Consider the following 25,691-nt stretch of genomic DNA (forward strand, 5'->3'; position numbering starts at 1 on the left):
CCTTTTTTTTGCCTTCTATCTCATCATAAAAATTCATTTCTTTTAAGTCAAGCTTTCTCTTGTTAAAGTAGAATATTCTATAACCAAGAGAGATTAAAATTATGATTTTAAGCAGGTAAAAACGTTAATATGATAGAACATAGTATTACATTAGAAAATTGAAAAGATGCTAAAGAGTCGAATAGCAGGGGGTTACGAAGTTGAGGTGAATCCCATTATATATGGACCTGTTACTGGCTTATGGATGCCACCTGAAGAGAATAGTGCTGAACTTATAGTTGAGAAGGCATTAAATCTATTAATAAATTAATCATTAAGAAAATATGCTAAGTAAGTCCTATAACAATGATTGAGCGAATATATATAAAACCCATTTTGAAATATCAAAATGGGTTTTATATATTAAATTAAGCATTAAATTTTTGTACTTCGATAAATTGGATATGATTGTCTTGTTTTTCATTGATGGAGAATATATAACCACCATACTCAATTTGTTCATCCATGTGTAACTCTATGTCCTGAGTGTAATACCATCCACCAATTGTATCTACATCAGGATTATAAAGATCTATTTTCAACAATTTCGCGACATCATCAAGTAACACATTTGTGTGAATGATATAGTGGTCTTCTTTGACTTTCCGAACATCTGCTATTTCGTCGTCATCAAATTCATCTCGGATTTCTCCTACAATTTCCTCCAAGATATCTTCAACGGTTACAAGCCCAGACGTACCACCATATTCATCTAACAATATAGCCATATGAATACGCTCTTTTTGCATTTTCAATAACAGACTGTTAATCGGAGTAGTTTCTATTGTATTAATCACAGGATTAACAAAATCCTCTATATTGAAGTTTTCCAATGTTATACGATTATTAATACCTAGAGTTAAGAAATCTTTAATATTAATAAATCCAATGATATTATCTCTATCTTCTTCATAAACAGGGTAGCGTGTATAACGTTCCTCAGAAATCGTAGTTAATACCTCATTAAAGGTAGCTTTTCTTTCAAAACCAATAATTTGAGTACGAGGTACCATGATTTCACGAGCAATGCGGTCATCGAATTCAAATACATTATTTACATACTTCAATTCATTTTGGTTAATTTCCCCGCTCTTATAACTCTCCGCAAGTAATAATCGAAGCTCTTCTTCTGTGTGAGATAGTTCATGTTCTGATGCTGGTCTCATACCAAAAAGCCCAACGAGCAAGCGAGCAGAGCCATTTAGGAACCAAATGAATGGATATAGGATTTTGTAGAAAATCATTATCGGTTTAGCAAAAACAAGGGTTACTGCTTCTGCTTTTTGGATAGCTATTGTTTTTGGAGCCAACTCTCCGACCACGACATGTAAAAAAGTAGCGATTAAAAATGCAGCACCAATCGTAAAGTAATGAATGTTGTCCGTACTAATTCCAATTGTTTCAAACAATGGATGTAGGATAAATTCGAATGTCGATTCACCAACCATCCCTATTCCTAAAGCAGTTACAGTAATACCAAGCTGACAGGCAGACAGGTATTCATCTAAGCGCGATGTAACTTGTTTTGCAGCCTTAGAACCTTTACGACCTTCTGCTACTAACTGATCTATTCTGGAATGACGTACCTTTACGATAGCAAACTCCGTAGCTACGAAGAATGCGGTTAAAGCGATTAATATGACAAAAATAGTTAAATTCAATGCGGTCAATAAGTTGTCTTACTCGAAAGTAAGACTTCACCTCCTAAGTGATTAATAATAATAAGGATTGCATAAGAGCAACACTTTCTGATGAAACTTTCTGTTTGATGGAATACTTTGTGTTATCTTCCTTCTCATTTATTTGTTCCAATAAGTGAGAAACTTCTTTTTCTAAATATTGCATCTGTAATCGTATTTCCTGGATATCAATCTCTTCTATGCTATCTTTGGCAAGCTCTCTTTTTATTTCTTCAAGTGACATACCTTTTAACTTTTTCTCTTCTATAACTCTTAGTCTTTCAATAGCCTCATAAGGGTAGTAACGATAGTTGGAACTAGAACGTTCAGCATCTAATAGCCCTAGAGTAGTATAATAATCGATGGTACGCTTAGTAATGCCACTTTTTTCAGCTAACTCGCCAATTCTTAGTTTCTCTGTCCCAATAGTATCACTCCTAACCGTAACGTTAGGGTTTAGTATAGTATGAATTTGAGGTAAATGCAAGGAACATGAAGGATTACAAGCTGTGAGAAGTTGAGGATTAAAGCAATCTCTTTATTCCAATTTGCATAAAAAGTTATTATTAAATAATAAGTTTTTCTTCCAAGACCTAAGTTCACCTAATAAATCGAATCAATGAAGCAACTGTTCTTGTTATAATTGTAGAGTAGGAGAAACTACATGTAACTTATTAAAGGTAGTTTTCTGGAAAATGCATTATGCATAAACGGAGGATGCTATGAATATCAGGCTTGCGCAGAAAAAAGATATAGCTCAGTTAATTCAAATGCGATGGGATTTTACAATAGAGCATAATGAAAAAGCGGCTGATCATGATCTAGAGGAATTTCAAATGGAATGTAGACAATTTTTGGAACAAGCAATCGAAAGTAATTCATGGGTTATATGGATTGCAGAAATAAATGAACAGGTAGTATCTCATATTTATATGGAGCTTATTCATAAGGTTCCTCGTCCAGGTAGAATTACTAATCCATTTGTATATATGACCAATGTTTACACTATTCCTGCGGAACGAAACAAAGGAATTGGCTCTAATCTTCTTACAGTAGTGAATAAATGGGTGGAGTCGAACGAGTACGAGTTTGTTATCGTTTGGCCAAGTGATGATAGTATTGAGTTTTATAAACGTAAAGGTTATATCAGCTGTAATGAAGCAATGACATTTACGCCTTCATTTTAGAGTTAACCTATTTAAGAAAGGGAAAAATAATGCCAACTATTATATATGAGATTTTAATAGATGCCCCAATAGATCTTTGCTTTGATTTATCACGGGATGTAGCCATACACACTCAAACGACTGGAAAAACAAAGGAAAAGGCTGTTGGTGGTAAAGTAAAAGGGTTATTAGAAAAAGGAGATAGTGTAACATGGGAAGCTACACACTTCGGTGTTCGGCAAAGGTTAACCGCAAAAATTATTGAGATGGACAAGCCTCATACTTTTAGAGACGTGATGGTAAGCGGAGCCTTCCATTCATTTACACACAACCATCAATTTAAAAGACAAGAAAATGGTACATTGGTAAGGGATGAGTTTGTGTATCGTTCTCCTTTGGGAATTCTGGGGAGGTTGGCAGATTTATTATTCCTCGAAAAATACATGACAAATTTTATTAAACATCGTTCTCTGGAATTAAAAAGGATAGCGGAGAGCATAGAAAGTAAAAGCTAAAACGGAATTTTAAATTTGTTATTTAATGTTCTATTTTAATAGTTTTGTAATATAATATCATTAGAAATGGAGAGGATATAATTGGCAATTACTACTATGAGTTCAACTGCAAATTTAGTGGATAAGCTCCAAGTGGAGGTTGGAACACGCGGACATCAAGTTATCATCGACGAACCGGAACGTTTAGGTGGTACAGACAAAGGTATGAATCCTTTAGAATTATTGCTTTCATCGCTAGGTGCTTGCCAAACAATTGTTGCGCAAATGTCAGCAAAGAAATTTGGCATTCAGTACGATCATATATCTGTTGATTTAGAAGGCGATATTGATACGGATGGTTTCCTTGGACTTTCAGATATTCGTCCTGGTTTTTTAGAGGTAAGATATAAAGTTAATATTCAATCTAATGAATCGCCTGAGAAAATTGAAGAATTCATTACATATGTAGAGGATCATTGTCCCGCACTCGACTCTTTAATTAATGGTGTTAAGGTTGTTTCTCAGGGTATAGAGATTCAACAAACAGACAAGATATAATGCAAAAAAGCTATGGAGATTTTACAGTCGTAAAATTTCCATAGCTTTTTTATATTTGTTTTCAATTTTGGTTCTGCTTTTAAGGCTTTAGAATCCTCTTTTATATGCCTTTGGAACATTTGCTTTTCCGTCTAATACTTCTTCCGTATGCAATGCCCAATAAGGGTCTTTTAACATACCTCGACCGATTGCTATCAATTCTATATCCTCTTCTGCCAAAGTCTTTTCAGCTAAAACTGGCTCTTCTAAAATTCCTACAGCAATGACCGGTAAATCTAAAGCTTGTTTATAAGCTCTTGCAAATGGAACTTGATAACCAGGGGTATTTGCCGGCTTCACTTTCCCTGGATTTGCTTCACCACCGCTGGAAACATGGAAAACGTCCACTCCTGCTTCTTTGTACTGTTTTGCTATTTCCAGTGAGTGCTCCAAGCCATAGCCACCATCGATATACTCAATTGCGGATATACGGAACAAGAGAGGCATATCTTCTGGTATCACGCTTTTCACTGCTCTTATAACTTCCACACCAAATTTAGCATAATCCTTTCCGTATTCATCAGTTCGGTTATTAATAGAAGGTGAGTGGAACTGGTGTATTAAATAACCATGGGCTCCGTGTAATTCTATTGTATCGAACCCGGCCTCTACTGCACGGCGAGCTGCTTCTTTATATTTATTAACCATTTCATTTATCTCATCAATTGTTAAGGGTCTTGGTTCCTTCCATGTGCCATCAGATTCAACAGGAATGTTGGAAGAACTAACTGGTTGTTTAGCATCTGTTGCTTTTCTTCCAGCATGAGCAATTTGTATACCTATTTTGGCATCATGTTTATGTACTTCCTCAACTATTCTTGCATAAGCAGGAATCTGTTCATCTGACCATAAGCCTAGATCATAATCGGTAATTCTTCCATCAGGCTCTACGTCTGTCATTTCTACAATGATTAAGCCGGTGCCGCCTACTGCGCGAGATACATAATGGACGAAGTGCCAGTCATTAGGAGTTCCATCCTTGGCCTCGACAGAGTATTGGCACATAGGAGCCATTACTATTCTATTTTTTAAGCTTAAGCCTTTTACGCTATATGGTGTAAATAATTTGGACATTTCTTTGAATCACTCCTTTTTCATATTATCGCTTGTTTTGTCCGTTGATTCAAATAATGCGCGTTAAGAGAGTAATAGTTTTTATAAATAATTAATATATTTGTATAATTAATAAATTTATAGTTGTATTTATGCATTTTGAGTGTTACATTATGTATATTAATACAAAATAACCGTATATAAATACATTGGAGGAATATTTAATGAACAAAAAAGTTGTTTTAGCATACTCAGGTGGATTAGATACTTCTGTAGCAATTACTTGGCTTAAGGATGAGGGCTATGATGTAGTAGCTGTTTGTTTAGATGTAGGAGAGGGCAAAGACTTAGAATTTGTAAAAAACAAAGCGTTAGAGGTTGGAGCTATTGAAAGCTATATGATTGATGCAAGAGAAGAATTTGCTAATGAATATGCACTCATATCTATGCAGGCTCATACATGGTATGAAAACAAATATCCTTTAGTATCAGCATTGTCACGTCCATTGATTTCTAAGAAACTAGTAGAAATTGCAGAGAAAACAGGTGCAACTGCTGTAGCACATGGATGTACAGGTAAAGGAAATGATCAAGTTCGTTTTGAGGTGTCTATTAATGCATTAAACCCAGATTTAGAGGTAATTGCTCCGGTACGTGAATGGAGCTGGAGCCGTGAGGAAGAAATCGCTTATGCCAAAGAGAAAAACATTCCAATTCCAATTAACCTAGACAGTCCATTTTCTATAGACCAAAACCTTTGGGGACGTGCGAACGAATGTGGCATTCTAGAGGATCCATGGGCAGCACCACCAGAGGATGCATACGATTTAACAGTTTCTTTAGAAAATGCACCAGACGTTGCAGATATTATTGAAATTGAATTTTTACAAGGGGTTCCTGTAGCTATAGACGGAGTTAAATATCCATTACATGAACTTATTCTTAAGTTAAACGATATAGCTGGTAAGCATGGGGTTGGACGTATTGATCATGTAGAAAATCGCCTAGTTGGCATAAAATCTCGTGAAGTCTATGAGATACCTGGGGCACACACACTACTTCTGGCACATAAGGAGCTTGAAGACATTACGTTAGTGAAAGAGCTAGCTCACTTTAAGCCAGTAATGGAAAAGAAATTGACAGAACTTATTTATGAGGGTCTTTGGTTCTCTCCATTAAAGACTGCTCTTGTGGCATTTTTAAAGGAAACACAGCAATATGTAAATGGTACTGTACGTGTGAAATTATTTAAGGGTCATGCAATTGTGGAAGGGCGTAAATCTCCAAACTCTTTATATAATGAAAAACTTGCAACGTACACTGCAGATGACGAATTTAACCATTCTTCTGCTGTTGGGTTCATTGAACTGTGGGGACTTCCAACAAAAGTACATGCAATGGTAAACAAAGGAGAAAAGAAGGTGCAAGTATGAGTAAGCTATGGGGTGGAAGATTTCAGAAATCTGCCGAACAATGGGTGGATGAATTCGGAGCTTCTATTGAATTCGACCAAAAACTAGTAATGGAAGATATCGAGGGTAGTATGGCACACGTTAAAATGCTTTTCGATTGCAATATTTTACCCCATGAAGATGTAAGGGATATTCTTGGTGGCTTACTCCAGCTAAAGCAGCTTGCTACTGAACACAAGCTTGAATTCTCAGTTGCTAATGAGGATATTCACTTAAATTTAGAAAAAATGCTCATTGATCTAATAGGTCCGGTTGGTGGAAAGCTCCATACAGGAAGAAGCCGTAATGACCAAATTGCAACAGATATGCATTTGTTTTTAAAGAACCGAGTAAACGAAATCATTGAATTGATAAGAGTTTTTCAAGAAACAATAGTTAACCAAGCTGAGAAGCATATAGAAACATTGGCGCCTGGTTATACACATTTACAACGTGCACAACCCATTTCCTTTGCCCACCATTTAATGGCTTATTTTTGGATGCTAGAGAGAGACAAGGAACGCTTTTTAGATTCCATGAAACGTATAGATATTTCTCCTCTTGGGTCTGGGGCACTTGCAGGAACAACATTTCCAATAGATCGCAAGCTGTCAGCAGATTATCTAGGGTTTACTAGCGTATATGCAAATAGCATGGATGCTGTAAGTGATCGCGACTTTATCGTTGAATTTTTAAGCAACTCATCCTTACTTATGACGCACCTTTCTCGTTTTGCGGAGGAAATAATTTTATGGTCTAGCTCAGAGTTTAACTTTATTGAATTGGATGATTCCTTTTCAACAGGCTCAAGCATCATGCCACAAAAGAAAAATCCTGACATGGCAGAGTTAATACGGGGTAAGACGGGTCGTGTCTATGGGAATTTAATGGGTCTTTTAACAACATTAAAAGGACTGCCTCTAGCGTATAATAAGGATATGCAAGAGGATAAGGAAGGGATGTTTGACACAGTAGAAACAATTGTTGGGTCCCTTAAAATCTTTGAGGGAATGGTTCGAACAATGTCCGTGCACACAGAGCGTTTGCATGAAACAGTACACAAAGACTTCTCTAATGCAACGGAGCTTGCAGACTACTTAGCTGCAAAGGGACTTCCTTTCCGTGAAGCTCATGAAGTAACAGGTAAACTAGTTTTCCTTTGTATACAACGAGGATATTTCCTTCTGGATCTTCCATTAAGTGATTTACAAGAAGCTAGTAGCTTAATAGAAGCAGACATTTATGATGTCTTGTCCCCATTAGCTGCAGTTAGAAGAAGAAATTCATTAGGCGGTACAGGTTTCGATCAAGTTAAAATACAAATAGAAGAAGCAAAAAGTAAATTAAGCTAACTTATAACCCGTGTTAAAGGAATAAACCCTTTAACACGGGTTTGCTTTTTACCAATTAAGAAGGTAGTTTATTGATTGATGAGGGATATGACATTAACTCAAGTTAAGTGAAGAGAGATATGATTCTATATTATTTAGTTTAGATAAATATAAATACACATTCAAAGGTATAATTATGATTAATAAAACTATGGTTATATAAAATAACATATTCTTTTTATTTTTGCTTATATATGAAACGATATCAAATATAAATCCTAGAATGACCATACAGCTTACAATCCAAAGTATTTTCAAACTGGTAATTTCACTTTTTAGTAAGATAGCCCTTAGCTCGTTATCATGAGTGATTGTAATTTCTATGTTTTCTTTTTTTAGAAAACTGGTTTTTTCAATAGAAAATGATTCAGTCGTCTCATTTTCAATGGAGTATCCACCAGGATAAACATTGAAAATAGATAGTATTAACAAAAAGGCCAAGAATCCAAAAATAAGAATACTGAGGTTACGTAATTGTTTAGTATCTTGAGTATCTTTAAGATTCAATTAATCACTCCCTGAGTTGTTTAATAATACTCTATTTAGGGGTTTTTAAAACCATAGAGTCCAGCAAATATTATCATTGAATAATTTATCAAACTAAATATAATTATAAAAAGTAAATAATTTCTAAAGGTATTCCTTTTACCCAGTGCTGCTAGTAATAAGGCCACAAGTACCAAAATTATTGGCATAAAAAATCCTAAGTTTCCATCAATCCCGTAAGTAAAATAGTCTGAAGAGTTAAGAAATATTATCAAAGCAAAGGGTATAGTAGATGCTAAATAGAAAAACAAGGAAAAATATAGAAGATTATTTTTTTGCAAGAAGCCACCTCCATTAACTTGTAAATATTTACTTTTAGTTATATATTAACATATAAAACAAAATTTCACTCATATTCGTATGTTACTCTCTCATTCTTTTATATCTACATATAAATATTTTGGATAGGTCTTATAGCTTTAACTCCAATCTTCTTGTACTCTTCAGCAAGTAATTAGCATCTTTAAGAGCAAAGGTTCCCTTAACGGAAAGAAGATGATATGATAATCGAAGAATTTTTTTCAAAGGAGATTATCATGGAAAGTTTAAAACAACAATGGTTTGGAAATATACGGGGCGATATTTTATCCGGAATAGTAGTTGCTCTTGCCCTTATTCCTGAAGCCATTGCTTTTTCAATCATAGCTGGAGTTGATCCGATGGTTGGACTATATGCTTCTTTTTGTATAGCAGTCATTATTGCCTTTGTAGGCGGACGACCAGGTATGATATCTGCAGCGACTGGGGCAATGGCTCTAGTTATGGTGCCTCTTGTTAAAGAATACGGATTAGATTACTTATTAGCAGCAACCATCTTGACAGGGATTATTCAACTACTATTTGGTGTCTTTAAGATTGCTAAGCTGATGAAGTATATTCCTAATGCAGTGATGATTGGATTCGTCAATTCGTTAGCGATACTGATATTCATGGCTCAAGTCCCACATTTCATTGGGATCTCAACGATGACGTATATTTTTGTAGGAATTACACTTATTCTTGTTTATACATTACCACGTTTCATCAAAGTAATACCGGCACCGTTAATAGCGATCGTCACATTAACTATCGTTGCTATTTACAGTGGATTTGAATTAAAAACGATAGGTGATTTAGGAAATATTTCACAAACCTTACCATCCTTTTTGCTTCCAAATGTTCCTCTAAATTTAGAAACGCTACAGATAATTTTCCCATTTTCTATAGCACTTGCAATAGTGGGATTAGTAGAGTCGTTACTTACATCTCAAATTTTAGATGATATGACTGCAACCGAAAGTGATAAAAATAAAGAGGCTAGAGGTCAAGGTATTGCTAACTTCGTAACAGGATTCTTTGGTGGTATGGCAGGATGTGCAATGATTGGACAATCAGTGATTAACGTTAAATCAGGAGGAAGAGGTCGACTTTCTACTCTAGTAGCAGGTTTGTTCCTTATATTCCTAATCATTGTTTTAGGTGACTTGGTCGTTAAAATTCCAATGCCAGTATTAGTTGGAATCATGATTATGGTATGTATCGGTACTTTTGACTGGAACTCATTTAAGTATTTAGTAAAAGCACCAAGAACAGATGCACTGGTCATGCTGACTACTGTAATAATTGTAGTGTATACACACGACCTGTCAAAGGGAGTTATCGCAGGAGTTATATTAAGCGCGGTTTTCTTTGTTGTAAAAATTTCTACCCTAAAAGTTATAGAACAGGATCAGCGATACATTATAGAAGGGCAGCTATTTTTTGCCTCTACTGATAGCTTTGTAGATTACTTTAAAAAGTCCACTACACTATCGAATACTATACAAATTGATTTTACTAATAGTAGGATCTGGGATGATTCCGGGGTAGGAGCATTATTTAAAGTGAAGGATTTACTAAGTGAGCGAGGACTTCAAGTAGAATTAATCGGCTTAGATTCATATAGTAAAAAAATGATTGCTCAAATAGATGCTCTATCCACTCATTAAAGGGGGAATCCGCACCATGTATAACCATATTGTTTTAGCAGCAGATGGCTCTGAAAATGCTGTTCGAGCGGCGAAGGAGACAATCAAAATTGCTTCTTTAAATAAGCAATGTTTGGTGGAAATAGTTTATGTAGCAGATTTTGAAAAAGCAAGAACAGAGGTACTGCATGCAGGCTCTACAGAGGTTTTAAAATTAGAACGTCGAAAGAAAATACAAAATGTTGAGCTACTATTAAAGGAATCGGAAATTAGCTATAAAGTCAATATACTGCATGGTATCCCTGGTCCTGAGATTGTGAAATTTGCTAATGACAACCATGTGGACCTTTTAGTTATAGGCAGCAGGGGTTTAAATTCCCTACAAGAAATGGTTTTAGGAAGCGTCAGTCATAAGGTAATAAAACGAGTTCAATGCCCAGCTTTAGTAGTTAAGTAAATTCATGTTAAAGTCCTGTTTATAACAGGGCTTTTATTTTTGCTGGAATTTTCATATAATTTAATAAAATAGAGGAGGTTACTGATGGGCACTCAAGAAGGAATATATATTCGTCTTCTTCAAATGAAAGATACAGAAGCGGCACTGGACTTAGAAATAAGAAACAAGGAATTTTTCAAGCACTATTCAGTTTTAAGAGAGCCGGATTTTTACACATATGAAAAAATAAAGGAACGCATTGAAAATGGGATAACAGGTGCAACAAATGATACATTGTATGCGTTCGGCATCTTTTTATCCAAAACAGATGAATTAATTGGCAATGTTGCCCTATCACATATCTCTCGAGGTCCAGCTCAAAGTTGTATGATTGGTTACACCTTAGACGAACAGCAAAATGGGAAGGGCTACATGACGGAAGCAGTTAAGATGGCTGTTGCTTATGGCTTTGAAACCTTAAAATTACATAGAATTGAGGCTGGAGTTATGCCTCACAATACACCTTCAATAAAAGTGTTGGAAAAAGCAGGCTTTCATAAAGAAGGGATTGCTAAAGAAAATGTACAAATAAACGGTAAATGGCAGGACCATCTCATTCTAGCGATTATAAATCAAGAGGATTAAGAGGGTATTATGTAATTAGCGTTTTATAGGAGACAACGAAAATGATAGATATAAAAAAAATTAGTTTAGAGCCTGGCAAAAGAGTAATAGTGATCTCGGATATCCATGCAAACTTACAGCTATTTAAAAAGTTATTAGACAGAGTCAATTACCAGCTGGATGATTATCTATTTATTAATGGGGACTTATGCGAAAAAGGAGATAACAGCTTAGAGGTTGTGGAATTTGTCCGCTCGCTTCAAAAGAGCTCAAGCAACGTTTTTATTGTCAAAGGTAATTGTGACGTTGTTCATCGGTACGTTTTTCAAGAAAGTGAAGGAATAATTCCTTACATGAAAAGTCGAAAATCTATTTTAAATGAGATGCTTGCACAGAATAACAAGCGTGTTGAGGAATTTAATAGCGTAAAACACTTGTCAACGTATTATAAAGCACATTTTCAAGACATAATTGATTGGCTAGAAGCTCTACCGGTCGCTTATGAAACCGATGATTTTATCATCATTCATGCAGGAATTGATCCTAAAACAGATTGGAAGCAAACGGACGAAAAAACTGCTTTATATACCTCCTCTTTTCTAGATAAATCACATCAGGCAGGTAAGCCAGTAATTGTTGGTCATTGGCCAGTGATTAACTACAGAGCAACCGCTGTAAGCTCCCATAACCCTTTGGTAGATTTAGAGAAGAATATAATAGCCATTGATGGTGGGAACCAACTAAAACAAGACGGTCAGTTGAATGCTTTAATCATTCAGGACGGGACATATTCCTATAGATTTGTGGACAGTCTTAATCATTACATAATAATAGAACATGATCATAAGGCTGGCTTAAACAGAACTGGTACAGTCACTTATCCTAATTATGAATTAAAAATAATGAAAAGGGGGGCATTTTTTACACGATGTCAAAATGTAATCCTAGGAACAGAACAATGGATTAAAAATGAATATATTATAGAAAAAAATGATTCCATCCTATGTAAAACAGATGTAAGCACTACCTTCCTTTCGGTAAAGCGAGGAGAAAAGGTTTGGGTAGTTGATAACACATGTGAAGGATATCTCCTTGTTAAAAATGAAAATGGGGAAATAGGATGGATTGAACGTTGAATATTTTAATGTTTTTCAAAGGTATGGTGAAAATTCCGTACCTTTTTATTTTTGTATTGACAATTATCTAGCGCTACTATAAATTTTAATTAACGTTGAATAGTCAATGTTGAGTATAAAGGGAGAAGGAGTGATGTAATGCTGTATTTACAAGCTACAAATTTAGAAAAGAAATATGGTAATCGACACATTGTTAAGGGTATTAATCTTGAAATTAAAGATAACGAAATATTAGGTGTTATCGGCCCGAATGGGGCAGGAAAGTCTACTTGCTTAGAGTTACTAATAGGATTAAAGGAAAGAGATGGAGGGACCATACAATATTTCTTGGAGGATTTTAAAGAAAATATAGGAGTTCAACTACAAGCAAGCTCCTTTTTCCCAGGGCTCTCTGTCTCAGAAAACTTAAAGCTATTTGGAGCCTTTTACAAAAGGAATGTAAACAAGTATGAACTGAACGATATACTTTTAAAATGTAGATTAACGGAGAGTGCTAATACTGAAGCCTCCAAGCTCTCCGGTGGACAGCAAAAACGTCTAGCAATTGCCATTACTCTAATTCATCAACCTAAGTTAGTTTTTTTAGATGAACCAACAGCAGCATTAGATCCAATTTCTAGAAAGGAAATACAAGCCTTGATTCGCCAAGTGAATAATGAAGGAAGAACAGTTGTATTTACCTCTCATGACATGGAAGAGGTAGGCCACATAGCAGATAGAATTATATTTATTAATAAAGGGAAAATTATTTGTGAGGGTGAGCCCAAAATACTGATAGCTGAACATGAAGTAACAAATTTAGAGAGCCTTTATATAAAATTGGTTTCTAAGGAGGGAGTTGAATGTTAACTATCTTTCGCTCTATGATTATTAGCTCTCTACGTGATAAGATTACCGTATTTTATTCTCTTCTATTTCCACTAGTAGTGATGATTGGTTTGAGCATTTACATGGATAATATGGATGAACGTATATTAACAGGTGTGACTGCAATTGGAACTATATTTTGGGGGATGCAAGGAGTTGCTTTTCAAGTCCTCTATCAAAGGAATAAAGGTGTTTATAAAATGCTCAAAATATCTCCCTTACCAATTGCACACTTTATTATTTCTATGGTGCTTGCCAGAACAGCTTTGGGTGTAGGGTTGAATATGGCTGTCTGGACTTTCGGAGTCTTGTTATTTCAGATATCATTAAGTTTTTCACTAATAGTAGGAACTATACTTTTAGTTACAGTTGCAACACTCTGTTTTACTAGCATCGGCTTTCTAATCGCTAACCTGGCTAATAATGAGGGGCACATTAATATGATTTCAAATTTGTTCCAAATTCCATTTATATTGTTTAGTGAAGCGTTTTATTCCTTAAGCAATGCACCAGGATGGATTCAATTTCTAAGTAAGTTATCACCATTTAATCACTATGTAAAAGGATTAAATGCAGGGATGGAGGAAGCAATACTCCAAATGGGATCTGCTATGTTAATATTATTGCTTTACATGTTGATCAGCGTACTACTAGCAACAGCTACTTTCAAGTGGGAGGAAAAACTTAAAACAGAGTATAAGGTTTTTTCAAACTAAACATTTATTGTCTTGTGCTATAATAATACTCAATGTTGTTTATTTTAAATTGGGGAGAAACATTATTATGACAAGATTGATGGTATTAGGACTATTAAAAACGAAGCCAATGAGTGGTTATGAAATTCAACAAACTCTTCAAATTAGTGAAGCAGATCGTTGGGCAGGTATATTAGCTGGCTCTATTTATCACGCTCTTAAGAAAATGGAGAAGGAACAGCTAGTTGAGGTTGAGGCAATTGAACAGACTGGGAATAGAAGTAAAGCAATATATAAGATAACCGAGAATGGCGTAAGAGAATTTCAGAAATTATTGAAAGATACATTAGAAGAACTATCAGTAAACCTGCCAAGCAATCTATATACTGCATTAAGCTTTATACAAAACCTTCCAAGAGAAGATGTGTTAGAAGCATTTTATAAACAAACAACAATACTGGAAAAAGAATTAGAGATGCAAAAGAAAGGTATCCAAATAAAAAAAGAACATATGAAAATTGATGAAGTTACAGAGCTCATTTTTGAAAATATGTATAGTCAATACGATTTACAAATACAATTGCTGAAGAAATTAATTAACATCTTTGAACTGGAAAATAAATAATTACATGAAAAACTACTACAATCCCTCAGATTGTTGGTAGTTTTTTTAATTTATATATATTTATAACTAGTTAGATGATATATTAATTATAAGTTTTTTGATTATTTTGTTTACAACAGAATTACAGTATAACATGCTCCGCCTGTTGTAGAAAAGGGAAAAGAAGGTTATGAAGTAGAATGATAAATCACAGTTTTCCGCTCTCACGCAGGCGCTTTACTTGGGCACGGCTCGAGCCTGTAGTCTCTCACGTGCTGTTCCCCTAGGAGTAGCCGCCTGTCTCTACAATCAATGAGCGTTTTGCTATTAAGGAGGACTAGTAATCCATAAACTTAGAAAAAGTCCCTAAGAATCTAGATATGTCTCATAAACTCGTAGATTTTCCACATAAAAAGAAGACTAACCTATCATCATTCAGATTTAATTTTAAAAATGTGTATTAAAAACTTAAAAATTCTACTATGAGTTTAACTCTAAAAAAGTATGAATTAATAGGAAATAGGAGTGTTTAATAGTGAGCCAAAAATGGTTGGAGTGGGCTAAACGAATACAAGCATTATCACAATCTGGATTGGCTTTTTCAAAGGATATATACGATATCGAGCGATATGAAGAGTTAAGAGCCATAAGTGTTGAAATTTTGACGGAGCAAACGGGTTTAGAATTTCAAAAGGTAAGTGACTTATTTGCTACAGATAAGGGATATCAAACCCCAAAAGTAGACGTGCGTGGGGTAGTTTTTAAGGACAATCAAATTTTAATGGTTCGTGAAAGCCTGGACAACAAATGGTCATTACCGGGTGGTTTTTGTGATATCGGATTATCAGCAGCGGAAAATATCGTAAAGGAAATAAAAGAGGAATCTGGTTATGAAGTAAGGCCAGTAAAATTGCTTGCATTAATGGATAAGGACAAGCATCCCCATCCACCTGAGGCTTACCATTACTATAAAATTTTTATTCGTTGTGAAATTACTGGAGGGGCACCTGCTAGCGGAGTGGAGACAAATCATGTTCAATTCTTTTCTCCAACTAACTTACCTACACTATCTACTAACAGAAATACAGAATCTCAGATTAAGACTATGTTTGAATTTCTCATTAATCCAGATAAAGAAACGATCTTCGATTAACGTATGGAGGTACATGAGCCGATGATATATGTAGTACGACACGGAGAAACAGATTTAAACAAGGAAGGTCGCTTACAAGGTAGAAACGGCCTCCCGTTAAATGAAAAAGGAAAACAGCAAGCTGAATACGTAAGAAAACTTTTAAAAGAAGTTCCTTTTCACTTAGTTTTTTCTTCCCCTCAGGAAAGAGCAATACAAACTGCAGAAATTGTAACGGGTAGAACAGCTACCATAGATTCCAGGCTAGATGTTTTTGATTTGGGTGGGGCAGACAGAGTAAAAAAAGAAGAAGTGAAGCTGGCAGGTGCGATACCTGATCCAACTATTTATAGGGGTGTGGAAGATATCACTATATATGTTACACGAGTATTTGATTTCATGTTTCACTTAGAAAAGACATACAACAAGTTTCAAGGAAATATACTCATCTCTGGGCACCGTTGTACGACAGGTTGTATAGGTGCTTATTTTGAAGGTATACCGAAAGATAAAAATATCTTACGCTATTCCTCAAATAATGGAGAGTTCAAAGTCTATACCTTTAAGGAGGAGTTACATGTTCATCGTTAATGTGGAGGGTGCTATATATAAAGAAGGAAAGTGGCTTCTAGTGAAACGAAGTGAGCAGGAGGAGCATGGTGCGGGAGGCCTGGCTCTTGTTGGTGGTCAGGTAGATCAAGAAGGGAATTCAAGTGATATTTTCGAAAGAACGCTAATTCGAGAGATTGATGAAGAGGTAGGCATTGAAGTAACAAATCTTCAATATGTGAATAGCTCGACCTTTATATCAGATACAGGAAAACCTGTTGTAGATATTGTCTTCGTTTGTGACCACTTCTTTGGGGAACCATACGTGAAATGCAAAGAAGAATTAGATGAAGTAATATGGATGACCACGGAAGAAATCTTAAATGGGGAAGAGTTTCCAGATTACCTTAAACGGAATATTACTCAAGCAGAACAGTTAAGAACACTAACAGAACAAATTAAAGTAGGTTAAAATATAGAAGTTACCTCAACTTGTAATTTTAATCCAAAATGGTATAATTTAGAAAAAGTGAGCGATTTTATAATAAAGCAAATACATATATTGTTGTTCAAGGGAGAAAAGAACGGATGGGAAATTCTCAAAGCAGGTTGAAGAAGAAATCTTCTTCAAAAAAGAGAAAGATTAAAAATATAGTATTAATTAGTTTAATGGCATTGACTTCGGCTATAATTTTCTTCGCGATTAATTTATCCTGGGAAGCCAAGCATGCAAACAATAAAATGTTTGTGCCATTGGAAAAAGACCTTAAAGACACTTCGATTAAGAATGAGCTAGTAGCAAAGGCGGATGACTCACCTTTTACTATTCTTTTAACAGGCGTTGAGCGAGGAAAGACGGAAAAATATGGTCGTTCAGATATGCTAATTGTAGCAACTGTTAATCCGTCTACAAACAAAATTTCTATGGTTAGCATCCCTAGAGATACGTTAGTTCATATCGAAGGATTAGACAGGGAAGATAAGATTAACCATGCTTATGCAAACGGGGGAATTGATTGGGTATCAGAAGCAATAGAGACCATGCTAGGTATACCTATCGATTATTATGTCTCCACTGACTTTCAGGGCTTCCAAGATATAGTCGATACCATAGGAGGCGTTGAGGTAAATGTACCTTTTACATTTAAAATTCAACTCGCTAACTTTGAGTGGAAAACTTTTACGGAAGGTCCTATGTTTTTAGAAGGTGACGAGGCACTGGCGTATGTACGAATGCGAAAAAAAGATCCTGAGGGAGATAAGGGCCGTAATGAACGGCAACAGCAAGTTATCGAATCATTATTAAACAAGATGACCAATGTGGGCATGATTACTAAAATCGATGATTTAATTGAGGATGTAGGAGAAAATGTTAAAACGAATATCCCGTCTTCAGATTATTTAAAACTAGCCAAAATGTATCAAAAATTTAAAAACAGTCCTATTGAGCATTTACAGTTAGATGGCAGTGGTAAAATGATCTACAGTAAAGAAGCAGGACTGGACCTTTGGTATTTTGTTCCAGACGAAGACTCACTTAGTAAAGTCGGGGAGCAGCTAAAATCCAACCTAGGTAGTACTACATATAAAGCAGATGTAGAAGAAGTAAAGGATTTATCAATAGGTAAATAAAACGTGTCCGGGTACCATCCCCGGACACGTTTTTTATTTTGAGATAAATTGTTTGCTTCCTAAGTGAACATTTGATATTATAACTGACGAACGTTCGTTAAAAGGAGCGATAGGTGTGAAACATATAGAATTAAAAGAAGCTGCTCTCAAGTATTTTACGATTCATGGATATGAAGGAGCCTCATTATCTCAAATTGCTGAAGAAGTGGGTATGAAAAAACAGTCCATATATGCACACTTTAAAGGAAAAGATGACCTTTTTCTTCAAGTCTTAAGAGATGCCAAGCAAATCGAGCTGAACACAAAGCTTCATTATTTTCGTCCTCTTGATGCTGAAGATCCTTTAAAGGATTTATATGGCTTCTTAAAAATGGTTATTAATCTTTTTCAAAAAGACGAGCATTTAAAATTTTGGCTAAGGATGTCATTTTTTCCTCCAGCGCACTTAGCTAAAGATATCGAAGAAGATGTACTTGATATAGAGAAACAAGTGCAAGCTGTATTAGAAGAAAAATTTCAACAATGGATAGATGCAAAGCTAGTTGACGGTGAGTCAGCATTGATTTTGACATATGCTTTTTTAAGCATGATAGATTCGATGATGCTTGAACTTGTCTATAACAACGATGAGAAGCGTTTATCAGAGAGACTAGATGCCTCCTGGAAGGTATTTTGTCGTGGTATATCTAATCATTAAAGTTAAAGAAAGAAGTGCGTAGGATGAACAAACCATTAAAAGAACAAAAATCCGTAGTTATTATACTTCTTAGCAATATATTCATTGCTTTTTTAGGAGTAGGCTTAGTAATACCTGTTATGCCATCATTTATGAATATCATGAATCTTACAGGAAGTACAATGGGGTATCTAGTTGCGGTATTTGCAGTTGCCCAATTGATAACCTCCCCCTTTGCAGGTCGATGGGTTGATCAAATCGGCCGTAAGAAAATGATTACTCTAGGACTATTATTATTTGCTATTTCCGAGCTTATTTTTGGAGCTGGAACAAATGTTTGGGTGCTTTACTTATCAAGAGCATTGGGTGGGATTAGTGCAGCCTTTATAATGCCTGGTGTAACTGCTTATATTGCAGATATAACTACGATAAAGGAACGTCCAAAAGCGATGGGCTATATTTCAGCAGCTATTAGTACTGGTTTTATCATTGGACCAGGAATCGGAGGGTTTTTAGCTGAATTTGGCATAAGAGTACCTTTTTACTTTGCAGCAGGTATAGCATTTATTGCTTGTATCACCTCTTTATTTATCCTAAAGGAACCACTCTCTAAAGAAGAGCTTGCAGAAATATCCGCTAACAGTAAGCAAACCAATTTTATAGGCGACTTGAAAAAATCATTTAAACCAATGTACTTCATAGCCTTTATTATTATATTTGTGTTAGCATTCGGATTGTCTGCTTACGAAACTGTGTTCAGTTTATTTTCTGATCATAAATTTGGCTTCACTCCAAAGGACATTGCTCTCATTATAACTATCAGCTCGATATTCGGTGTAGTCGTGCAAATATTTATGTTTGGCAAGCTTGTTGATTGGCTAGGAGAAAAAAAGTTAATACAAATCTGTTTAATAGTTGGGGTCTTATTAGCGTTTGTTTCTACAATGGTTACAAGCTTCCTTATGGTACTATTAGTCACAAGTTTTATTTTTCTAGCATTTGATTTACTGCGTCCTGCTTTAACGACATTTTTATCAAGAGCGGGAGGAAAAGAGCAGGGATTTGTTGCGGGCATGAATTCCACTTATACGAGCCTAGGTAATATAGTAGGACCAGCACTCGGAGGTATTCTTTTCGATGTGAATATTCATTATCCTTACCTGTTTGCGGGACTTGTTATGTTGGTGGGGCTTGTGATCACTGTGTATTGGAAGGATAAGCAATGGGAAACTAGTTTATAAATAATTTAAAACTATTAAGAAGTATTGCAACGGAAACGTTTAGCAATACTTCTTTTTTGCAGGGATGTATTTCATAGAACGGGAAGAGACCGGAACCTGTGCTAATATCAATTGACTAGGTTACAGGTAAAGGTTGATTTTAAATACACATAAAAAATGAACTAGGATATTTTTTCTAGGCTCATTTTACTTTAATATTATTTTGATTAACGAACCCTCTAGCTTGATAAGACCTTTTTATATTTTACCTTCTTTTATCCATGTCCGAATTTGGTAACTTCCGAACACTGATGCTAAGAAAAGTAAAAGCATAATTATAACGTAAATCGAAAGTCTATTGATTTCTAGTAAGCCTTCGCCGTTTGCCACTGTCCAAATGGATAATCCAAATAGCATTAAGTAACAAAATACATTAGGTATAATCCATGCGATTCTTAACTTTGTATTTTTCAAAGAAATTCCCCCTCGGATTATATACGAAAGTCAACATGAATAGATTCCAAATAAATATTTCCTTCTCGAAGTAAAGCACACCGTTATTTCAACAAGAAACGTAGCTCCTTTTAATTATTTTTAGTGAAATTAACCCATTGGTCAGTAGGTCCTGTGTTATCTATTATGAATAAACTACCGTCTTTCTTATAAAGAAAAATTTCATTCCCAGATTCAGCACCATCTCCTAATGCTGTTAATGTGTTTGTTGAGACAATTTGACTCATATCCACTTCATCTTTAGGAATAATCCTTTTAAAAACATACTTCTCACCACCATAATTTATCCATTGCAGTGGAGTAGGTTCGCTAATTTCAGGCTCTTCAGTAGTTTCTTTCTCCGATGAATTGTTACTAATAGCTGATGAATCGTTAGTGCAACCCGATAAGATAGCAATAGCTATTAATGAAAAGAAAAAGTATTTTATTCTAATTTGCTTTTCCTCCTTTTCCTAATAAGTCGTTAATTTTCAGTTAAAGTTTCGTTTATTGTTATTAAACTAACCAGCGTCGCCGCCTAATCAACATATATGGTTAAGCGTTCAATCGAAAATTAGTCCACTTGTTATAACATAGCCTATTAATTCTACTTTACAATTCAAAGAAATACTATTCTCTCTGTTATTGTTCATGTTTTTACAAAATATTAGGAGTAGTTATTTCAATTTAAAGGAGTTAACTATTCTGATATGGAATACTAATATAGGATCTTCCATAAGGGTGTCTACCTTGAATTAATTTTGCATCGTAGTCATTTTGATATTTCTTTTTATGGCTATTCTTATAGCTTTGGTAGAAGGCTGAAATGTATGATTTACAAAAGTAGGATATTAGCAGTATCGAAAATAGGGGGCATTGTATGTGGACGCAAGGTTTTATTGAGACGACTAGAGGTACATTTGAATTATTTGAGAAAGGATCTGGACCACCTATGGCTATTACACACCTTTATAGTGCGTTTGATAGTCGAGGAAATCATTTTGCAAATCCTTTCACAGACCATTACCATGTCTATTTGATAAACCTTAGAGGCGCCGGAAATTCCGTACAGGCTAAAGAGGAATCGGAATATAGCATGGATGAATCGGTATTAGATTTAGAGGCAATACGGATAGCCTTGAATATAGATACATGGGCATTTGGTGGACATTCCACAGGGGGCATGCTTGCTTTAAAATATGCTACATTAGCTCAGAAGTCATTAGACAAAATAGTAGCAGGTGGAGCTTCTGCTAGTGTTGCTTATAGTCAGGATGAAGAAAGTATTTATAATCAACAAAACCCTAATTTTAAAAGAATAATAGAAATAATGGATTTACTAAACGATGTACAAACTCCAATCGAAATTCGCCAAAACATAAGCTATGAATGGACTTTGATGTCTTATCATAAAGAGGAGAACTTAAAGGAAGCCTTAAAGACACCTAACAGTGGAAAGACAGTGGGACCAAGGCTTGATTATTTTAGAAAAGTAGAATGTGCTACATATGATATTCGAGAAGAATTGAAAAGTGTCTCTATACCTGCGTACATTTATGCTGGTAGATTTGATACACAATGTCCATACAAGTATGGAGAAGAGATAGCTCAATTATTGCCTAATTCAACGTTTGTTTCTTTTAACGAAAGTAATCACTTTCCATATTCTGAGGAAGCAGAAAAATTTCATAAATTCGTGATCCAAACACTTGATTAGATAGCTCTCCACTTGAAATATCATAAGACATTTTTATTAGCAAATAAATTTAGGAGTATGGTCTAGATGAATATAATAAGACTAAAAGAAGAGTGGCTAATGGAAGAAGCGAAAAGCTTTAAAGGATGGGATTTTTCTCATTTAAAAAACCGTTGGGAAGAGCAAGCGACACCATGGGATTATCGAAAAATTATAGATCAATACTTATCTAATGAGCATTCTCTTCTAGATATGGGAACAGGTGGAGGTGAGTTCCTGCTCACCTTAGGTCATCCCTATGAAAATACATCCATTACAGAAGGGTGGGAACTCAATATAAATTTATGCAAGGAGACTTTGGAGCCATTAGGGATACGTGTTAAGCAGGTGTTTGATGACAATCTATTACCTTTTGAGGACCAAACCTTTGATGTTATTATTAATCGCCATGAATCCTATAATTTGAAGGAAGTTCGAAGAGTTCTTAAAAAAGAAGGCATCTTTATAACCCAGCAGGTAGGGGGAAGGGATAATGAGTGGCTTTCTAACAATTTAATCCCTAACTTCAAGTCTCTATATCCTAATTTTTCTCTCGAGAACGAAGCCCAAAAGTTTATAGCTGAAGGATTTTCTCTTCTATATAAAAACGAATCATATCCTTCGTTGAAATTTAGGGATGTCGGAGCAATTGTGTACTATGCAAAAATTATAGATTGGGAATTTCCAGGATTTACAGTCGACTCCTGTCTGGAACGACTAATAGAATTAGAGAAAATGAGGGAAAGTCAAGGATATATAGAAAGTCTACAACATCGCTTTATATTAGTGGCGAAAAACGAATGAATTCGAAAATTGTGCATGGAATGTCATGATAGTTTATATGCTAAAAACCTAACTTTAACATTGCTTGAAACAAAAAAGCCATCAGCCACGGAAAGCGTCCGAGATATGAGCGGAAATCAATTCTACTTTACACATAAAAAAATAATCCTACTTCAACAATTAATTGTAGGTAAATTAGCATATCTTGGACTAGCCTTTTTTACTGAAATGTCGTTTCTGCCATACATAGTAAAGGAAATAACCCCCTACACATCGAATTAGTAAAATACTAATCCCGTGTGTAGGGGGTTAATCGTTTTATAAAAACATAAGGGGGGAAGGAAAAGAACATTGATAAGGAATTAGCCTGTAAAAAATAATTTAAAAGGGGAGATATAAAAATGACTAATTATACACCCAAGAAAAAATATTATATTCCAACTAACATTGAAGACAAACTTTCAAAGGATTTCGTTCAAGGAATAACACGTAATTTTGAAATGTTAGATGAAATGGATGGTGGTACAGCTAAGACGATTAAGGCCGACACAACCGGACGGACAATGATTCAAGAATTAATCCAGCTTGCTTTTGATCACGCTAGAGATGGAGACACTTTAATTCTCCCACCAGGACGTTATTGGCTAGAAAAAAACAACAAACTAAAGGATTTCCCCAATAATGACCAGCCATGCCTGCTCCTTAGAGGGAAAAAAAGAGTGCATTTAGTTGGCTACGGTGCAGTGTTGTTTACAAGGACACATGCCCAAGGAATTTTAGAGCTTCAGCAATGTGAGGATTGTGTAATCGAGGGAATCACATTTGAAGGGTATGGGGAATTCCCTGGCATAGATCCAGTAACAGGATATGGGGAAAAAGGAACGAAAGCTGGAGGGTATCCCACGTCTGGTTTTTGGAACTATCGTAAAAATAATAGCTTTGATACAAGCGAGCGCGCAAGAAATGATGGAAAACCTTTTGGAATATTTGGTGGTGGGTTCATCGGGAATGTCGGCAGCGGAGTATTAGTGCATCGTGGCTGCAAAAACGTTCTTTTTAAATCGTGTGAGAGCAGTGGATTTAACTTTTCAGGTTTTGCAGTTGGTCATCTGGGAGACTACTTACCAACCGATTTACAATACGAGGATAATAAAGACATTACTTTCCTAGAATGTAATGCCCATGACAATTACTCAAGTAATTTTGTTTTTTCTGCTGTGGAGAGACCACGAGTGATCAATTGTATAAGCGATCGAGCAGGGCATCCGAATGCCTCTAAGCTGCATACGTATGTCGACCCGGGTTATGGAATAAATGCTCTTGGGACTATGTTCCCTAAGGCAAACGACCTTTTAGTGACCGGATGCACCTTAAGAGGAAATAAACGTAAAGCGATTGATGGACATGCAGCAGGTGGCTTAATCGCAACTGATAATTTAATCTCGGACTCCATGGTCGGTGGTGTGTTCTATAAATGGACAAATGTCGATCAGTTTACGAAAGATTGTATTGTTGCAAATAATAAAATTGAAGATTGCGGATATGCTAAAAATCCTCTTGGAGCGATATATGTTGGAGGTGTACAAAGAGAATCAAGAGAAAACCAAGAAATGAATACGATAATCTCAAATAATCATATAAAGAATTGTTTTGGTACAGAAGGTGTGATTTTTGCTGGGGCATTTGATCGACTGATTATCGAGGGAAATATCGTTCATGGAACACCACGGGAATTAGACGTAGCTAACACCACTTTTGAGCCATATGTAATGTATGTTGGATATTCGATTGCTACACAGCCAAACTTTGCTGGTAATATTTCTAATAACGTGATCGATGTAAATCATCCACAAATAGCTGGGGGGATTTTAGTTCGAAATTTGGAGGAAGGCTCTGTTCTAGGTAACACGATTAAAACACAGAATCCATTGACTCTTTACGGCTTAAGATTATGGAACTGTAAGGACGTAGGAGCAGTTGGAAATACGGTCAAAATGGGTCCAGAAGGAATACCTTTGGATGCGGAAACAACAGGGATAGTAGCGCACAACACCTTGTATGGAGGAAATGCTGCATTTCAGCCACTTCAGGGTCATTCAGTTGTCTTTACTATCAATGCAAATAATGGGAATGGTGCCGTGCAATTTAAAAGTGGACAATCTTATATTTCAATCATAGAAAGCAATGAAAAGGGACTAGAGGTTAAGCTTCGAAATACTTCTCCTGGGATTCAGCCAATGGTGAAGGTTTCCCAAACAGGAGAAAAGGGGTTAACTGCTTCCGAGCAATTCATTAATTACATTTACAGCCATCAAATATCTGCACAAAGTATCATTATTGGCATAAAGCCTGACAAAGAGTCTGATCATATACCTTTTGCAAGTATGACACATGGTGGTCTTGAAATTGAAATTATTATTTAGGAACAAAAATAGTTTGACAATTTAAAGTATTCCTATTAACATAGACAATAACTTTTATGTTCGGGTAAAGGCAGAAGGCATTGAGAGCAATGTCGCCAATAGAACAGACGAGCCGAGATGAGTATAGCTGAGAAATTGTTTAAATAAGAGAAGTAGCATCAGTGATGCAATCAAGAGAGTCAGTGGTAGGTGTGAACTGATTTGCAACTGATGTGAATGGACTTATCAGAGCTACCTTGATAACATTTTTGTTTTAGAGGTAGACGTATTTCCTACGTTATAAGGAACAAAGGGGGAGTATATATACTCCAACTAGAGGTGGCAA

28 protein-coding genes and 1 other annotated feature (1 of these 29 only partly in view) are annotated in these 25,691 nt (G+C 35.5%); of the genes, 21 read left to right on the forward strand and 7 right to left on the reverse strand.

The window, feature by feature from the left end:
- Nucleotides 1–407 precede the first annotated feature (407 nt).
- Together M3627_RS04280 and M3627_RS04285 are read right to left on the reverse strand one after the other, a co-directional pair.
- A complete protein-coding gene (locus M3627_RS04280) occupies nucleotides 408–1,709 on the reverse strand; it encodes a hemolysin family protein (protein ID WP_169358283.1) in 1,302 nt (433 codons plus the stop codon).
- A gap of 34 nt (nucleotides 1,710–1,743) precedes the next feature.
- The gene (locus tag M3627_RS04285; protein WP_251553066.1) at nucleotides 1,744–2,205 is read right to left on the reverse strand and encodes a MerR family transcriptional regulator; all 462 of its coding nucleotides are present in this window, start codon (nucleotides 2,203–2,205) and stop codon (nucleotides 1,744–1,746) included.
- 235 nt (nucleotides 2,206–2,440) lie between these two features.
- Between M3627_RS04285 and M3627_RS04290 the strand changes: the two genes are divergently transcribed.
- The 3 genes from M3627_RS04290 (at nucleotide 2,441) to M3627_RS04300 (ending at nucleotide 3,936) form a co-directional block, all read left to right on the forward strand.
- The gene (locus M3627_RS04290) at nucleotides 2,441–2,905 is read left to right on the forward strand and encodes a GNAT family N-acetyltransferase (protein ID WP_251553067.1); all 465 of its coding nucleotides are present in this window, start codon (nucleotides 2,441–2,443) and stop codon (nucleotides 2,903–2,905) included.
- A 29-nt stretch (nucleotides 2,906–2,934) separates the two neighbouring features.
- Nucleotides 2,935–3,399, forward strand: coding sequence for an SRPBCC family protein (locus M3627_RS04295; RefSeq protein ID WP_169358285.1), 465 nt, complete (start codon nucleotides 2,935–2,937; stop codon nucleotides 3,397–3,399).
- Between the two features lie 81 nt (nucleotides 3,400–3,480).
- Nucleotides 3,481–3,936 (forward strand): OsmC family protein, encoded by a 456-nt coding sequence (locus M3627_RS04300; protein ID WP_251553069.1) that lies wholly within the window; start codon nucleotides 3,481–3,483, stop codon nucleotides 3,934–3,936.
- A gap of 87 nt (nucleotides 3,937–4,023) precedes the next feature.
- On the opposite strand, the gene M3627_RS04305 is transcribed toward M3627_RS04300, so the two are convergent.
- Nucleotides 4,024–5,049 carry an NADH:flavin oxidoreductase/NADH oxidase gene (locus tag M3627_RS04305; RefSeq protein WP_169358286.1) on the reverse strand — a complete coding sequence of 342 codons (1,026 nt, stop codon included), beginning with the start codon at nucleotides 5,047–5,049 and terminating at the stop codon, nucleotides 4,024–4,026.
- 203 nt (nucleotides 5,050–5,252) lie between these two features.
- On the opposite strand from M3627_RS04305, the gene M3627_RS04310 reads away from it, so the two are divergent.
- Entirely contained in the window at nucleotides 5,253–6,461 is a 1,209-nt protein-coding gene (locus M3627_RS04310) for an argininosuccinate synthase (protein WP_251553070.1), read from the forward strand.
- Nucleotides 6,458–7,831 carry an argininosuccinate lyase gene (argH, locus tag M3627_RS04315; RefSeq protein WP_251553071.1) on the forward strand — a complete coding sequence of 458 codons (1,374 nt, stop codon included), beginning with the start codon at nucleotides 6,458–6,460 and terminating at the stop codon, nucleotides 7,829–7,831. Before M3627_RS04310 ends, argH begins: the two co-directional genes overlap by 4 nt.
- A 93-nt stretch (nucleotides 7,832–7,924) precedes the next feature.
- Here argH and M3627_RS04320 read toward each other — a convergent pair whose 3' ends face one another.
- Nucleotides 7,925–8,377, reverse strand: a complete 453-nt coding sequence (locus M3627_RS04320) for a hypothetical protein (protein WP_251553072.1) — start codon at nucleotides 8,375–8,377, stop codon at nucleotides 7,925–7,927.
- A gap of 35 nt (nucleotides 8,378–8,412) precedes the next feature.
- Nucleotides 8,413–8,697 (reverse strand): hypothetical protein, encoded by a 285-nt coding sequence (locus tag M3627_RS04325; RefSeq protein WP_251553073.1) that lies wholly within the window; start codon nucleotides 8,695–8,697, stop codon nucleotides 8,413–8,415.
- Between the two features lie 252 nt (nucleotides 8,698–8,949).
- Between M3627_RS04325 and M3627_RS04330 the strand changes: the two genes are divergently transcribed.
- The 13 genes from M3627_RS04330 (at nucleotide 8,950) to M3627_RS04390 (ending at nucleotide 19,954) form a co-directional block, all read left to right on the forward strand.
- Entirely contained in the window at nucleotides 8,950–10,383 is a 1,434-nt protein-coding gene (locus M3627_RS04330; RefSeq protein ID WP_169358332.1) for a SulP family inorganic anion transporter, read from the forward strand.
- A 16-nt stretch (nucleotides 10,384–10,399) separates the two neighbouring features.
- On the forward strand, nucleotides 10,400–10,819 hold the full coding sequence (locus M3627_RS04335; RefSeq protein ID WP_169358290.1) for a universal stress protein: 420 nt from the start codon (nucleotides 10,400–10,402) through the stop codon (nucleotides 10,817–10,819).
- An 84-nt stretch (nucleotides 10,820–10,903) separates the two neighbouring features.
- Nucleotides 10,904–11,443, forward strand: coding sequence for a GNAT family N-acetyltransferase (locus tag M3627_RS04340; RefSeq protein ID WP_251553074.1), 540 nt, complete (start codon nucleotides 10,904–10,906; stop codon nucleotides 11,441–11,443).
- A gap of 41 nt (nucleotides 11,444–11,484) precedes the next feature.
- Nucleotides 11,485–12,558: a metallophosphoesterase gene (locus tag M3627_RS04345; RefSeq protein WP_251553075.1), complete on the forward strand. Its 1,074-nt coding sequence runs from the start codon at nucleotides 11,485–11,487 to the stop codon at nucleotides 12,556–12,558.
- Nucleotides 12,559–12,696: 138 nt separating this feature from the next.
- Nucleotides 12,697–13,407: an ABC transporter ATP-binding protein gene (locus tag M3627_RS04350; protein WP_169358293.1), complete on the forward strand. Its 711-nt coding sequence runs from the start codon at nucleotides 12,697–12,699 to the stop codon at nucleotides 13,405–13,407.
- On the forward strand, nucleotides 13,401–14,141 hold the full coding sequence (locus M3627_RS04355) for an ABC transporter permease (protein ID WP_169358294.1): 741 nt from the start codon (nucleotides 13,401–13,403) through the stop codon (nucleotides 14,139–14,141). The genes M3627_RS04350 and M3627_RS04355 overlap by 7 nt, the downstream gene beginning before the upstream one ends.
- 67 nt (nucleotides 14,142–14,208) lie before the next feature.
- On the forward strand, nucleotides 14,209–14,745 hold the full coding sequence (locus M3627_RS04360; protein ID WP_205963950.1) for a PadR family transcriptional regulator: 537 nt from the start codon (nucleotides 14,209–14,211) through the stop codon (nucleotides 14,743–14,745).
- A gap of 514 nt (nucleotides 14,746–15,259) precedes the next feature.
- Nucleotides 15,260–15,877, forward strand: coding sequence for an NUDIX hydrolase N-terminal domain-containing protein (locus M3627_RS04365; RefSeq protein WP_169358295.1), 618 nt, complete (start codon nucleotides 15,260–15,262; stop codon nucleotides 15,875–15,877).
- 21 nt (nucleotides 15,878–15,898) lie between these two features.
- Nucleotides 15,899–16,447 (forward strand): histidine phosphatase family protein, encoded by a 549-nt coding sequence (locus M3627_RS04370; protein WP_251553076.1) that lies wholly within the window; start codon nucleotides 15,899–15,901, stop codon nucleotides 16,445–16,447.
- Complete coding sequence (locus M3627_RS04375; protein ID WP_169358297.1) at nucleotides 16,434–16,877, forward strand: NUDIX domain-containing protein; 444 nt, start codon at nucleotides 16,434–16,436, stop codon at nucleotides 16,875–16,877. Before M3627_RS04370 ends, M3627_RS04375 begins: the two co-directional genes overlap by 14 nt.
- 116 nt (nucleotides 16,878–16,993) lie before the next feature.
- Nucleotides 16,994–18,037: an LCP family protein gene (locus tag M3627_RS04380; RefSeq protein WP_251553077.1), complete on the forward strand. Its 1,044-nt coding sequence runs from the start codon at nucleotides 16,994–16,996 to the stop codon at nucleotides 18,035–18,037.
- Nucleotides 18,038–18,152: 115 nt separating this feature from the next.
- Nucleotides 18,153–18,734, forward strand: coding sequence for a TetR/AcrR family transcriptional regulator (locus tag M3627_RS04385; protein WP_251553078.1), 582 nt, complete (start codon nucleotides 18,153–18,155; stop codon nucleotides 18,732–18,734).
- Between the two features lie 23 nt (nucleotides 18,735–18,757).
- Nucleotides 18,758–19,954 carry an MFS transporter gene (locus tag M3627_RS04390; RefSeq protein ID WP_169358299.1) on the forward strand — a complete coding sequence of 399 codons (1,197 nt, stop codon included), beginning with the start codon at nucleotides 18,758–18,760 and terminating at the stop codon, nucleotides 19,952–19,954.
- Nucleotides 19,955–20,191: 237 nt separating this feature from the next.
- On the opposite strand, the gene M3627_RS04395 is transcribed toward M3627_RS04390, so the two are convergent.
- Both M3627_RS04395 and M3627_RS04400 read right to left on the reverse strand, forming a co-directional pair.
- The gene (locus M3627_RS04395; RefSeq protein ID WP_251553079.1) at nucleotides 20,192–20,407 is read right to left on the reverse strand and encodes a hypothetical protein; all 216 of its coding nucleotides are present in this window, start codon (nucleotides 20,405–20,407) and stop codon (nucleotides 20,192–20,194) included.
- A gap of 110 nt (nucleotides 20,408–20,517) precedes the next feature.
- Nucleotides 20,518–20,673 carry a hypothetical protein gene (locus tag M3627_RS04400; protein WP_251553080.1) on the reverse strand — a complete coding sequence of 52 codons (156 nt, stop codon included), beginning with the start codon at nucleotides 20,671–20,673 and terminating at the stop codon, nucleotides 20,518–20,520.
- Nucleotides 20,674–21,305: 632 nt separating this feature from the next.
- Here M3627_RS04400 and M3627_RS04405 point away from each other — a divergent pair.
- From M3627_RS04405 to M3627_RS04415, 3 genes are all read left to right on the forward strand, one after another.
- On the forward strand, nucleotides 21,306–22,142 hold the full coding sequence (locus M3627_RS04405; protein ID WP_169358302.1) for an alpha/beta fold hydrolase: 837 nt from the start codon (nucleotides 21,306–21,308) through the stop codon (nucleotides 22,140–22,142).
- Nucleotides 22,143–22,208: 66 nt separating this feature from the next.
- Nucleotides 22,209–22,964, forward strand: a complete 756-nt coding sequence (locus M3627_RS04410) for a class I SAM-dependent methyltransferase (protein ID WP_251553081.1) — start codon at nucleotides 22,209–22,211, stop codon at nucleotides 22,962–22,964.
- A 380-nt stretch (nucleotides 22,965–23,344) separates the two neighbouring features.
- The gene (locus tag M3627_RS04415; RefSeq protein WP_251553082.1) at nucleotides 23,345–25,366 is read left to right on the forward strand and encodes a right-handed parallel beta-helix repeat-containing protein; all 2,022 of its coding nucleotides are present in this window, start codon (nucleotides 23,345–23,347) and stop codon (nucleotides 25,364–25,366) included.
- Between the two features lie 130 nt (nucleotides 25,367–25,496).
- Nucleotides 25,497–25,691: a binding site (T-box leader), on the forward strand (it continues 22 nt past the right edge of the window).

This window comes from Psychrobacillus sp. MER TA 171 (genome assembly GCF_023713305.1).
In the GTDB taxonomy this organism is placed as follows: domain Bacteria; phylum Bacillota; class Bacilli; order Bacillales_A; family Planococcaceae; genus Psychrobacillus.